This window comes from Arthrobacter sp. L77 (assembly GCF_000816565.1).
Taxonomy (GTDB): domain Bacteria; phylum Actinomycetota; class Actinomycetes; order Actinomycetales; family Micrococcaceae; genus Arthrobacter_D; species Arthrobacter_D antioxidans.
On record NZ_JWSU01000004.1, the window covers coordinates 103238 to 115563 of the forward strand.

At 72.8% G+C, this 12326-nt stretch carries 10 protein-coding genes; 6 read left to right on the top strand and 4 right to left on the bottom strand.

The features are described from left to right. Nucleotides 1-2: 2 nt before the first annotated feature. From RY94_RS03075 to RY94_RS03090, 4 genes are all read left to right on the top strand, one after another. Complete coding sequence (locus tag RY94_RS03075; protein WP_043441706.1) at nt 3-1904, top strand: glycoside hydrolase family 13 protein; 1902 nt, start codon at nt 3-5, stop codon at nt 1902-1904. Nucleotides 1905-1980: 76 nt separating this feature from the next. After that, a complete protein-coding gene (locus tag RY94_RS03080; RefSeq protein WP_043441708.1) occupies nt 1981-2547 on the top strand; it encodes a hypothetical protein in 567 nt (188 codons plus the stop codon). Between the two features lie 47 nt (nt 2548-2594). Then, on the top strand, nt 2595-3296 hold the full coding sequence (locus tag RY94_RS03085; RefSeq protein ID WP_043441710.1) for a PspA/IM30 family protein: 702 nt from the start codon (nt 2595-2597) through the stop codon (nt 3294-3296). Between the two features lie 85 nt (nt 3297-3381). Beyond that, on the top strand, nt 3382-4065 hold the full coding sequence (locus tag RY94_RS03090; RefSeq protein ID WP_043441712.1) for an SDR family NAD(P)-dependent oxidoreductase: 684 nt from the start codon (nt 3382-3384) through the stop codon (nt 4063-4065). A gap of 114 nt (nt 4066-4179) precedes the next feature. Here the strand turns inward: RY94_RS03090 and RY94_RS03095 are convergent, their stop codons facing one another. Continuing rightward, nucleotides 4180-5214, bottom strand: coding sequence for a DUF695 domain-containing protein (locus tag RY94_RS03095; protein ID WP_043441714.1), 1035 nt, complete (start codon nt 5212-5214; stop codon nt 4180-4182). Between the two features lie 28 nt (nt 5215-5242). Beyond that, nucleotides 5243-6121: a tRNA (guanosine(46)-N7)-methyltransferase TrmB gene (trmB, locus tag RY94_RS03100; protein ID WP_043443395.1), complete on the bottom strand. Its 879-nt coding sequence runs from the start codon at nt 6119-6121 to the stop codon at nt 5243-5245. A 293-nt stretch (nt 6122-6414) separates the two neighbouring features. Here trmB and RY94_RS03105 point away from each other — a divergent pair, with 293 nt between their 5' ends. After that, nucleotides 6415-8103 carry a DEAD/DEAH box helicase gene (locus tag RY94_RS03105; RefSeq protein WP_043441717.1) on the top strand — a complete coding sequence of 563 codons (1689 nt, stop codon included), beginning with the start codon at nt 6415-6417 and terminating at the stop codon, nt 8101-8103. Nucleotides 8104-8199: 96 nt separating this feature from the next. Then, nucleotides 8200-8601, top strand: coding sequence for a YccF domain-containing protein (locus RY94_RS03110; RefSeq protein WP_043441720.1), 402 nt, complete (start codon nt 8200-8202; stop codon nt 8599-8601). Between the two features lie 42 nt (nt 8602-8643). On the opposite strand, the gene RY94_RS03115 is transcribed toward RY94_RS03110, so the two are convergent. Further along, entirely contained in the window at nt 8644-10128 is a 1485-nt protein-coding gene (locus RY94_RS03115) for a flotillin family protein (RefSeq protein ID WP_052273875.1), read from the bottom strand. A 142-nt stretch (nt 10129-10270) separates the two neighbouring features. Then, nucleotides 10271-12256: a penicillin-binding transpeptidase domain-containing protein gene (locus RY94_RS03120; protein WP_043443399.1), complete on the bottom strand. Its 1986-nt coding sequence runs from the start codon at nt 12254-12256 to the stop codon at nt 10271-10273. Between the last annotated feature and the right edge of the window lie 70 nt (nt 12257-12326).

Sequence of the window (12326 nt, forward strand, 5' to 3'; positions counted from 1 at the left end):
CCGTGCAGGATCCGTTCCTCGCCCCCCACCACGACGGCTCGCCCCTGTACGTGCCCGGGCAGCCGCCGGGCGTGGGCGACACGCTGGCGGTGCGCGTGCGGATCCCCGCCCGGTGGGGAGCGCCCGGGCGGGTGTTCGTCCGGTCGATCCGGGACGGCGAGGGGCACTACGACGAGGCGCGGCTCCTCGCCGGGGAGGGCGACGACGGCGGCTGGGCGTGGTGGGAGGCGCGCGTCACCGCCGTCAACCCCACGCTCCGGTACCGGTTCCTGTTCGAGCTGCCGGGCACCGACGGGCCCTCGCTCGCGTGGCTCAACGCCGTCGGCACGTCCCGCCGGGATACCGTCGACCGCGACGACTTCCGGATCGACTGCCGGCCGGCGCCCGCGCCGTGGGCCCGCGACGCCGTCATCTACCAGGTGTTCCCCGACCGGTACGCGAGATCGTCCGCCGCGGCACCCCTCGACGCCCTCCCGGACTGGGCGGTCGGCTGTTCCTGGGACGAGCCGGTCCAGCCGCGCGGCGAGCTCACTCCGCGGCAGGTGTACGGGGGAGACCTCGACGGCATCGCCGGCCGCCTCGACCACATCCAGGCGCTGGGCGCGACGGTCCTGTACCTGACGCCCTTCTTCCCCGCGCGGTCCAACCACCGGTACGACGCCTCGACGTTCGACGAGGTGGACCCGCTCCTCGGTGGCGACGCCGCCCTCGTCCGGCTCGTCGAGGCCGCCCACGCCCGCGGCATCGCCGTCCTCGGGGACCTCACCGTCAACCACACCGGCGACGCCCACGACTGGTTCCGGAAGGCCTCCGCCGACCCGACCAGCGAGGAGGCAGGCTTCTACTACTTCAGCGAGGACGGCACGGAGTACGCCAGCTGGTTCGGTGTCCCCAGCCTGCCGAAACTCGACTGGTCCTCGGCGGAACTGCGGCGGCGCTTCGTCGAGGGCCCGGAGTCGGTGGTGGCCCGGTGGCTGCTCCCGCCCTTCAACCTCGACGGCTGGCGCATCGACGTCGCCAACATGACCGGCCGGCACGGGCACGTGGACCTCAACCGGGAGGTGGCAGCACTCGTCCGCGGCACCATGGACGCCGTCCGGCCCGGGCTGATGCTGCTCGCCGAATCCACGGGCGACGCCACCGAGGACCTCTCCGGGGGGACCTGGGACGGCGGCATGACCTACTCGAACTTCACCCGCCCGCTCTGGCAGTGGCTGGTCCGCGAGGACCGGGCGACGGCGGGCATCAACTTCTTCGGCACGCCCGCGCCCGGCGTGCCCAGGATCGACGGCGGCGACCTCGTCGCCACGCACACGGCGCTGTCCTCCGGATTCTCCTGGCGGGTCCGCTCGCAGAACATGACGGCACTGAACACCCACGACACCGCGCGCGCCGCCACGGTGATGATCGACGGCGGGGCCGCCGTGGGGCTCGCGCTCGCCTTCCTGCTGCCCGGCCTGCCCACGCTCTTCGCCGGCGACGAGTTCGGGCTGCGGGGCACCAACGGCGAGGACGCCCGGACGCCCATGCCGTGGGATGCCCCGGACCGCCGGCCCGCCGACGTGCGCGCCCTGATCGCGGACCTGGCGGCGCTCCGACGCGACTCCCCGGCCCTGCGGGACGGCGCGGTGCGCTGGCTGGCAGCGACGCCCGACGTCGTCGTGTTCGTGCGGGAGCACGAGGAGGAATGCCTCGTGGTCGCGGCGGCCCGGGCGGATCACGACGACGTCCGGGTGCCGCTCGACCTGCTGCCCGGCCCGTGGGCCGCGGCCCGGCCGATCGACGTGGGCCCGCGAGGGGCCTCGGCGGAGGAGACGGCGCATGCGCTCGTGGTCTCCGGCCGCGGCCCGGGACTCGGGGTGTGGCGTCTTCCCGGCGTCCCCACCCCCACGTGCCGGGGATGACAGGCCCTTCGACGGGTGGAATTTGTCAGGGGAGGCGGGCAGACTGGATGGATGAACCACATCTCGGGACACCACCATGCTTGAGGAGCTCATCGAAGCCTTCGCGATCGGTCTCGGGGTGCTCCTCGCCCTCGGCGCCGGTACCGGCGTGGCCGGCTGGGTGGTGGTGCGGAAGGTCAGGAACTCGCGCATCATCGAGCGGACCAGGGAGCGCAGCATGCTGGCCGCCCGCGCCTACTCACCGGACGCGCTGACCCGGGAACCCGCACGGCTGATCGGCAACCTCGCACGGTCCTCGCGCGCCACGCACCTCGCCCTGTCGGAGGCGAAGGCCCAGGGCCGTCCGGTCGGCGACCTGCCGCGGGCCGCCGCCGAGATCGACCAGGCGGCCGCTTCCCTGGAGAACCTGCTGCGGGCCGCGGACCGGGAACCGAACCGTGCGCTCAAGCAGGAGTGGACCACGGACCTCTCCGCCCAGGCGCAGGCCCTCGACGAACTCTCCGCCGATCTGCGCCGGAGCCTCCTGCAGACGTCGCGGTCCATCGACACCCTCCAGCTGGAGCGTGCCACCACGCGCCTGCGCACCGAGATCTCGGCCATGGGGGCATGGCGGGACACCTACGGGAACCGGCAGACGTGGTGAGAGGTTTGATCAGGTAGCCACACCACAACCAGCCGGGGGTCCGAGCAATGTCGATCAAACGCCGCATCACGCGCATCGTGCAGGCCAACCGGAACGCTGCGGCCGAAGCGAAGCAGGACCCCCGGGTCCAGGCGCAGAACGCCCAGGTGTCGCAGCACTCGCTGCTGGACCAGGCGCGCCGCGGGGCCGCGGACGTCGCAGCGCACCACCACCGCGTGGGCCTCGCCGCCAATGACGCCGCCGCCTACCTCAACCGGGTCGAAGCGGCCGCTGCGGCCGCCGTCCGGCGCGGGGACGACGACGCCGCCCGCGCCGCGATCCGGGAGTCGATGACGGCACGCCGACGCCTCGACACGCTCACCCGGCAGCTCCGCGAGGCGGAGGAGCAGTCCCGTCGGTTGCAGCAGGACGTCCGGCGACTCGAACAGCGCGTGCAGCAGAACGCCATGGAGTACGACGCCATGCTGGCCCGGCGTGCTGCCGCGCAGGCCGCCATCGGCGTGCACGACGCCCTCGCCTCCTCCTCGCGAGAGGGGGCTGCTATCGACGCCGCGCGCCGCAACGCCGAACTCGAGGTGCGGCGCTTCGAGGCCCAGGCGCAGGCGCGCGAGGAGCTCTCCTGGACCGACCCGTCCTCCCCGCGCCTCCAGCAGGCCTTCGAGGAGCTCGAGGCCGAGGCCGCGACGCAGCAGGAACTCGAGGACCTCAAGCGGAGGGACGCGCGGCGCTACCCGCCCGCGCCGCACTGACCCCGCAGCCCGCCGTCGACTCCTCCGCGGCCTGCCCGCGGCACCCCGCCCCGGCCCGGGAGCGACGGGCCGCTAGACTCTGGCCATGACTGAGCTGAGCGGTTCCCACATCCTCGTCGTCGGTGCCACCGGAGTCCTCGGGGCGGAACTGTCCCGGCAGCTCGCGGCGCAGGGTGCCCGGCTGATGCTCTCCGGCCGCTCCGGGACGAAGCTCGCGGGTCTCGCCGAGGAGCTCGGGGACGCCGTCGTCGGGACCGTCGCCGCGGATCTCAGCAGGCCGTCCGGGCCCGCCGACATCGCGGCGGCGGTCTACGGCCGGGAACTCGACGGAGTGGTGTTCGCCGCCGGCGTCGTCGCCTTCGGCCCGGCCATGGAGGTCGACGACGACACCCTCGACGAACTCGTGCTCGTGAACCTGCTCGGCTACATGCGGCTCATGCGGGAGGTGGGGCCGAGGCTCGGCAAGGACTCCTTCGTGGTGCAGATCAGCGCCGTCGTCGCGGAGAGCCCGACGGCGGGTATGGCCGCGTACTCGGCCACGAAGGCCGGCCTCAGCGCGTACGGGAAGGCGCTGACGCTGGAGCTGCGCCGCCAGGGCGTCCGCGTCCTGGATGTCCGTCCGCCGCACACCGAGACCGGCCTCGCCACCCGGCCGATCGCGGGCGAGGCCCCGAAGCTGCCCCGGGGGAAGGACCCGGTGGCCGTCGCCGGGCGCATCGTCACCGCGATCCGCGACGGTGAGCGGGACCTGCCGTCGTCGTCGTTCTGACCCCACCCTCACCGCCAGTCACTCCTGCCCACCGGGCGGGGTCACACAGGGGGCAGGAACGGACATGCCCACCAGGGAGGGCCGCACGGTGGGGAGAAGCGTCGCGGGCCGGCGTCAGGCGAAGTCCCGGACCTTCTTCCAGCCGGGATCGAGCGTGTGCCTCGCGGTGACGGCGCGCTGGTCGCGGGCCGCGGCGTCGAGGACGTCCCTGCCGTTCTGGTCCTCCGAGTCGGAGTAGAAGTGGAGGGTCCGCACGCCCCGGGACGTCTCGGCCGCCACCAGCATGCCCCGGATCCCGAGGGCCTTCACGAGCGAGTCCTCGAGGGCGGCGAGGTCGTCGAGCGCCGCAGGCCGGGGGAGGCCCTGCTCGTCGGCGTCGAACGGGACCCGCAGGGCCGTGTGGAGGTCGAAGCGCGGATGGTCGATCCAGCGCAGCGGGCGCAGGACCCGTACGAGGATCGGATCGCCCGCCCCGAGCGTCCCCTGCATGAGGAGCCAGTCCGGTGCGGGGAGGGTGCTGGCGAGGTCCGCCACCCGGGCCGGCAGTTCCGCGGCGGGGATGCTGTCCACGACGTCACGGGCGATGCAGTCGACGCGGCGGACCCAGCGTTCGACGTCGTCCTCGCCGAGCAGCCATTCGAGCAGCAGGACGCACAATCCGTACTCGTCGTCCCACTGCCCGGTGAAGCCGGGGTTGTACACCGAGACGATGAAGCCGTCGCCCGCGCGGGTCACCGCGGCATGCACGCGGGTCCGGCGGAGGTCGAAGGTCCGGCCGCGGTAGGTGATGCTCGATTCCAGCATGTCCGGCTTGGCGCTGCGGGCAGGCACGAAGTCCCACCGGGGGCCGGGTGGCGGGGACGCCCGGTACCAGCGTTCGGCCACGGGACGCAGCGACGCGTCACCGCCGCTCGAGACGCACAGCGTGTGCTCGGCGTCGGTACCCGTGCGGGTCTCCCACTCGAGGCCGCGCGCGATCGCCCGCACGCGCCGGGTCATGACGTCCACATAGGCGTCGAAGTCCCCGGCCCGCGTGGCCTCGGTCAGGAGCTCCTCGCCGTCGTCCGCCCACCAGCGCCAGAAGGCCTCGATCGGGTCCGCCCCGGCCCTGCGGCCGGAACCCCTGCGGCGGCTGAAGATCCCCCTCACTCCTGCGTCCCCCGGTATCCGCGGGCGCTCAGCGGCGGCGGTAGGTGAGGTCGAACACCATGCGCCCGGCCTCGATCGCCTTGTTCTCGAAGCTGGTGAGGGTGCGGCCCTCGAAGCGGGGGGCCCAGCCGCCGAGTGTGTCCGTCCCCTCGTTGACGCCGGTGTTCCCGGTGCTCACCGGGTCGCGGCCCTCCCGCACGGGCGCACCGCCGACCACCGACTCCACACCGCTCTCCCAGACCTGGGTGAGCGGACTGTCCGCGCCGCTGCGTTCGCCGTCGTGCAGGTTCTCGAAGAGCGGGTGCGCGTCGAGGACGGCGCGCATCTGCACCGCGTAGCTCGACCAGTCGGTCGCGAGGCGGAACAGCCCGCCCGGGGCGATGATGCGGGCGGCGAGCTCGACGTAGTCCTCCTTCACGAGCCGGCGCTTGTGGTGGCGGGCCTTGTGCCAGGGGTCGGGGAAGAAGGTCCAGAGCTCGGCGACGGACGACGCCGGGATCATCCCCTCGAAGGCCTCCGCCGCGTTGACCTGCGCGGTCCGCACGTTCGTCAGGTCCTTCTGGCTGATGCGCAGCATGGTCTGGGCGAGCCCGGGACGGTACACCTCGAGGGCGAGGTAGTCGCGGTCCGGGTCGAGTTCCGCGGCGTGGGTGATGGCTTCGCCCAGCCCGGACCCCACCTCGACGACGAGCGGCGCCGACCGGCCGAAGGCGGCCCCGACGTCGAGCACGAAGCCGGGTGCCACGGAGGTGTCGGCGTTGTGGACACGCGGGACGTCCAGGAGGAAGGCCTCGGCCAGTTCGTCCCAGGCCTCGCGCCGCCGGCCCTGGAGGCGCGAGCCCCGCCGGACGAAGGACACGGGCTGGGTGCGGTGCGGCTGGTCGGGGGTCTGTACGTGAGGATCCATCACCCCCAAGGCTACCGGCAGCGGGTCCCCGCGGCGCTCCGGCAGGGTCCGCGATGCGGGGTTCCGGTGCTCCGGCTGATAAACTGGGGGAACTTGCCTGCGCACGGCCGACCATGTCATCCAGACTGGCGTCAGCCAGAACAGCGCGCAGCCTGCGTCGATAGAACGCATTCTTTTGTCCCGCATCCAGCTCGCACGATCGTGAGCGCGGTGGACACTGTCTGACTCTTCTTCGGCGAACCCCTGCGCCGACCGGTGCCGGGGAACATGAGAAGAAAGTTCGTGTACCTCACATGACTACTTTTGCTGCCCTCGGTGTGCCCAAAGCGCTGGTCGAGAACCTCGCCGCGCAGGGAATCGCCGAACCATTCCCCATCCAGGTCAAGTCGCTGCCCGACTCCCTGGCCGGGCGCGACGTCCTCGGCCGCGGCCGCACCGGCTCGGGCAAGACCCTCGCCTTCGCCCTCCCCATGGTCGCTCGCCTCGCCGAGCAGGAGGCGGCCTACCGCCGCAAGCCCGGGCGCCCGCTGGCCCTGGTCCTCGCCCCCACGCGTGAGCTCGCCACGCAGATCAACGCCACGGTCGAGCCGCTGGCCAAGGAACTGGGCCTGAACACCACCGTCATCTACGGCGGCGTCTCCCAGCAGCGCCAGGAGAAGGCACTCCGCGCCGGCGTCGACATCGTCATCGCCTGCCCCGGGCGCCTCGAGGACCTGATGCGGCAGAAGCTGATCACGCTCGAGTCCGTGGAGATCACCATCCTCGACGAGGCCGACCACATGGCGGACCTCGGCTTCCTCCCCGTCGTGAAGAAGCTGCTCGACACCACCCCGGCCGACGGCCAGCGCCTGCTGTTCTCGGCGACGCTCGACAACGGCGTGGACAAGGTGGTCAACCGCTACATGACCAACCCTGTCACCCACTCGGTCGACGACCCCCAGGCCGCGGTCACCACCATGGAGCACCACGTGCTGCTGATCGGCGACCAGACGCAGAAGAAGCAGCTGATCGTCCAGCTCGCGTCCGGCTCCGGCCGCCGCCTGCTCTTCATGCGCACCAAGCACCACGCGCGGAAGCTCGCCAAGACCCTCACCGACGCCGGGATCCCCGCCGTCGACCTGCACGGCAACCTGTCGCAGAACGCCCGCGACCGCAACCTCGCGGAGTTCTCCTCGGGTGACGTCCGAGTCCTCGTCGCCACCGACGTCGCCGCGCGCGGCGTGCACGTCGACGACGTCGAACTGGTGGTCCATGTGGATCCGCCCACGGAGCACAAGGCGTACCTGCACCGTTCGGGCCGCACGGCCCGCGCCGGCTCGTCGGGCACCGTGGTCACGATCACGCTGCCCGAGCAGAAGTCCGAGGTGCAGAAGCTCATGAAGGCCGCGGGCGTCGACGTCGCGTTCGAGAACGTGAAGGCGACCTCGCCCCTGGTCCAGTCGCTGACCGGCGACCTGGCCGAGAAGATCGACCCCCGCACCCGTGCGGCGCTCCTCGTCTCCCGCGACGCCGCCCGCGGTCAGGGCACGTCCACCGGGGCGAACGCCGAGCGCAAGCGCGCACGCCGCGGTGCTGCAGCACCGACCGCCGGCGGCCGCGGTGGCCGTGGCGGCCGGGGACGCGTCTCCGCCGATCCGCAGGGCGCCCAGGGCAACCGCGCCGAGCGCCGCAAGGACCAGCCTCAGGCACCCCGCTTCGGTTCCGACACCGGTGCCGCGGCGAAGTCCGGCGGCTCCCGCCGCCGTTCCGAGGAGCCCCGCACGGCCTCGGAGACGACGTCGCGCAGCCGCCGTCCGGCGTCGGGCCAGCGCGTCGGCGACGCCGTCCCCCGCACGGCTGCGGGGGCTCCCGCAGCCGGTGGGCAGCGCAGCCACGCGCCGTCGGCCGCACGCTCCGACGGAGCACGTTCCGAGGGCGCCCGCCGTTCCGGCGGCTCCCGCAGGGCCAGCGCCCCGGCGTCGAACGACCGCCGCCCGCGCTAGCATCCACGCGCCGATGAGGCCCCCTACCCGTCCGGGTAGGGGGCCTCACGCGTCCCGGGTGGTGCGGGCATGCACGGGGTGGTGAAGAATGGCCGGATGAACGCACTCCTGAACGTCATCTGGCTCCTGTTCGGCGGCATCTGGCTCGCCCTCGGCTATTTCGCCGCGGGCATCATCTGCTGCCTGCTGATCGTGACCATCCCCTTCGGCATCGCCTCGTTCCGGATCGGCGTGTATGCGCTGTGGCCGTTCGGCCAGACCGTCGTGAACCGGGGCGGGCAGACGGGTGCGTGGTCCACGATCGGCAACGTGATCTGGCTGCTCGTCGCGGGCATCTGGATCGCCATCGGCCACGTGGTCACGGCCATCCCGATGTTCGTGAGCATCATCGGCATCCCGCTGGGCATCGCGAACCTCAAACTGATCCCGGTGTCGCTGGCGCCGCTCGGCAAGGTCATCGTCCCGTCGCAGGGGACCTACCTGCCGACGTACCGCTGACGGGCCACCGCCGGATCACCGGCGACGGCCCGCATCCGGCGGTCAGTCCGACGTGGAGCTGTGGACCGCGGCCCCGTTCTGCCCGGGCTTGTCCGCGTTCTTCAGCAGGTCGCCCAGCAGCGCGATGATGTCGAGCCCGGTGGTGTCCTTGACCATCTGCGTGGTCTGGTGGACTCCGCTCGAGACGTTCCTGCTGAGCTGGCTCGCGCCGTCGGTGGAGACGACGGTCATGGTGTCGATCGCCGACATCGGCGCGGCGATCTCGCGGGCCATCGCGGGCAGGACCTCGAGGACCTTCGACAGGATGGCGGCCTGGTTGAACTTCTCGTAGGCCTCCGCCTGCGCGGCGATCCCGGCAGCCTCCGCCTTGCCGCGCGCTTCCGCGGACCCGGCCTCCGCGTCACCGCGGGACGCGATGACGGCGGCGTCGGCGCGGCCCTTGGCCTCGCTGATGGACGCCTCGGCGGTACCGCGCGCGGTGTTCGCGGCGGCGTCGGCCTCTGCGGCCACGCGGTCACCCTCGGCGACGAGCTTGCGGCGCGCGAGGTCCACGCGGGCCTCGATCTCGGACGCCTCGGAGGCACGACGGCGCTCCTCGAGCTTCGCGTCCGCCTGCTGGATGAGGCGGTACTTCTCGGCGTCCGCGGGCTTGCGCACCTCGGTGTCGAGCTCGCGCTCGCGCAGTTCCGAACGCCGCTGCGCCACCTGCTGCTCGCGCATGATGACCTGCTCCTGCTGTTCCGCCTGGGCGAGCGGTCCCGAGGCGTCGGCCCGCGCCTGGCGGGCGTCGGCCTCCTCCTTGAGTTCCGCGCGCCGGATGATCAGCTGCTGCTGCGCGAGGGCCACCTGCTCGTCGGACAGGGCGCGTGCCTGCTCCGACTCCTGCATGGAGCGTGCCTCGGCGATCTTCGCGTTCCGTTCGGCGAGGGCCGCCTCGGGCCGGCCGAGGTTCTTCAGGTACCCGGAATCGTCGTCCACGGACTGGATCTGGAAGGTGTCGATCTCCAGCCCCTGGTTGTGCATGGAGTGCTCCGCCTCCTCCTTCACGCTCTTGGCGAAGGTGGCGCGGTCCCGGATGATCGACTCGACGGTCAGGGTGCCCACGATGGAGCGCAGCGAACCGGACAGCGTCTCCTGCGTGTAGTGGTCGATGGCGTCCTGCTGGTTGAGGAAGCGCTGGGCCGCCTTGCGGACGGCGTCGGCGTCGCCGCCCACCTTGACCTGCGCGACGCCGGTCAGGTGGAGCTTGATGCCGTTCTTCGAGATGCCCTCGATGCGCAGGGACACCTGCCGGGAGGCCAGGGACAGCGGGTAGGCCCGCTGGGAGAACGGGTTGATGAAGATGCGGCCGAAGACGACGCGCTGGCTGTCCGGATCGGGCTGCCCCTTGCTGTCCTTGGACGAGATGATGAGTGCCTGGTCCGGGCTGGCGATGTGCAGCGCCATGCGGGCGAGCACGACGGCGGCGACGACGAGGACGAGGAGTACCACCGCGCCGATGATGAGCGGGATGAACGTGAGATCCACTTGCGACCCTTTCAATGGTCTTCGAAGAGGCCCCGGCGGCGCGGGTGCGCGCCGGAGCGTGATCAAGCTGTCGAGCGCACTGTGCTGATCCGACCCCCCATGTCGTCGATGTGGATGACCCGCATGCGGCGGGCCCGTGGTTCTAGGAGGCCGCTCCGGTGAGGAACGCCTGCATGAGGGGCCCGCCGGAGGTGGAGCCCAGCTCGCCCTCCTCGACGAAGACGGCGACGGCGAGGTCTCCCTGCAGGGCGACGACCCAGGCGTGCGTCCGCGGGGGATCCTCGCTGCCGAATTCCGCCGTGCCGGTCTTGGCCAGGACGGGGGCGCCGGGAACATCCTGCAGCAGCTGCGCGCCGCCCTGGGCGACGACGGCGCCCATGAGCGTCTTCAGCGTCGCCGACTCCGCGGCCGTGAACGCGCTCGGTGGCGCGGCCTCCGTGGGAGGGGCGTCGGTGGAGGCGGCACCGGAGGGTGCCGCGGTCGATGCCCCCGCGGTGGCGGACGGCGAGCCGGTCGGGCCCTCGGCGGACTCCCCGGGCGCGAGGAGCGTCGGGGTGACACGGGCGCCGGCGCCCACGGTCGCGGTCATGGTCGCGAGCGCGAGGGGTGAGACGAGGACCTCGCCCTGGCCGATCATGGCGGCGGCGTGGGCGGTCCCCTCGGCCTCGCCCGGCACGGAGCCGAAGAAGGCGGGCGTCCCGATGCCCGCCTCGACGCCGATCCCGAGGTCGGTGGCGGCGCTCGCCAGATCGGCCTGGCTGATCCTGTCCCGTGCGGAGATGAACCCGGTGTTGCAGGACTGCGCGAAGGTCTCGAGGAGGGGGACGGTGCCGACGGACTGCGCGGGGTAGGTGCTGGCGTTCTTGAACGTCCGGCCGTCCACCACGACCTCCTCGCTGCATTCGGTCGGCGTCTCCGGCGTGAAGCCCTTGCGGAGCAGGGCGAGGCTCGTGGCGATCTTGAACGTGGAACCCGGCGGGTACTGGCCGAGCAGCGCCGTCTGCAGGCCCTCGCTGCCCGGCCCGTTGGCGGCCGCGAGGATCTCACCCGTGCTGGGGCGGATGGCCACGATCGACGACGCCGACGGCTCGTCCGCGAGCACCTCCTCGCCGAGGCCCTGCAGCCGGGGGTCGAGGGTGGTGGCGAGGTCCTCGCCGTCCACGGGCGCGGTGGTGAAGAGGGTCCGGGGGGCCGCCGGCGCGTCGCCCGCCGCCACGGCGTCGACGGACAGCCCCGGGGTGCCGGCGAGTTGGGCATTGTGCTGCAGCTGCAGCCCGCCCAGGCCCGTGACGTCCCCCGCACGGATGGCGCCGTCGGACTGCTCCACGAGCTCCGCGGTGGCCTCCCCGACGCCGCCGAGGAGTTCCCGGGCGAAGGTGCGGGTGGGGGCGAGCTCGAGCGTGTCCGCCTGCCGGAGTGCCCCCGGGACGGCGTCGATCTGCGCGTCGGTCACGGTCCGGGTGGCGTCGTCACGCAGGACGAGGGCCACGACGAAGGCTTCGGCGCCGGCCGTGGCGACCTGCTCCTCGTAGCCGGCGGGGTCGAGGTCGAGCAGCGTCGCGAGGGCGCGGGCGGAGGCGGCCTGCTGCGCCTCGGGGACCAGGGTCTTGTCGATCCCCACGCGGACCACGGGGCGCTGCGTGACGATGACCGCGCCGCCCGCTCCCGTGATGTCGCCGCGGTCCCCGGGGACGCGCGTCAGGGTGAGCTTCTCCTCCGGCAGGAGGTCGGGGACGAAGACGCCGGGGTCCCAGGCCGCCTGCCAGGTGTCCTCGACGCGCGTGAGGTCCGCCGTCGTGCTGTAGGTCCAGTCCTGGTCGGTCGCGTCGAGGTCCCAGGCGTAGTCCAGCGTCGCCGTCGCCGTGTCCTCGCCGGTCTCCTCGACGCCCGCCACCGTGACCTGCGGCGGTTCCGGGGCGAAGCCCTCCGTGATGGCGGCGAGCCGGGCGGTCACCTCGGCGGGCTCCGCGGCGGTGAAGGCGGACTGTCCGACGTCGAGCCGGGCGAGCCCCGCGGCCAGCGTGCCGGAGGCGTCCTCCGCCGTGGGGCGGTCATCCGTGCAGGCCGCGAGGGTGAGGGCGAGGGCGACGGTGGTCAGGACGGACGTGGCACGCTGCAGTTTCCCCATGCGGCCCATTATGTCCGAGAACACAGGAACGCCCCCGCACCGGCGTGGCGGGCGGGGGCGTTCCCGGGGC

Coding starts and splice junctions, on each gene's coding strand:
- RY94_RS03110 (WP_043441720.1), top strand. CDS start 8,200: ATGAACGCACTCCTGAACGTCATCTGGCTCCTGTTCGGCGGCATCTGG.
- RY94_RS03120 (WP_043443399.1), bottom strand. CDS start 12,256: ATGGGGAAACTGCAGCGTGCCACGTCCGTCCTGACCACCGTCGCCCTC.
- RY94_RS03105 (WP_043441717.1), top strand. CDS start 6,415: ATGACTACTTTTGCTGCCCTCGGTGTGCCCAAAGCGCTGGTCGAGAAC.
- RY94_RS03090 (WP_043441712.1), top strand. CDS start 3,382: ATGACTGAGCTGAGCGGTTCCCACATCCTCGTCGTCGGTGCCACCGGA.
- trmB (WP_043443395.1), bottom strand. CDS start 6,121: ATGGATCCTCACGTACAGACCCCCGACCAGCCGCACCGCACCCAGCCC.
- RY94_RS03085 (WP_043441710.1), top strand. CDS start 2,595: ATGTCGATCAAACGCCGCATCACGCGCATCGTGCAGGCCAACCGGAAC.
- RY94_RS03080 (WP_043441708.1), top strand. CDS start 1,981: ATGCTTGAGGAGCTCATCGAAGCCTTCGCGATCGGTCTCGGGGTGCTC.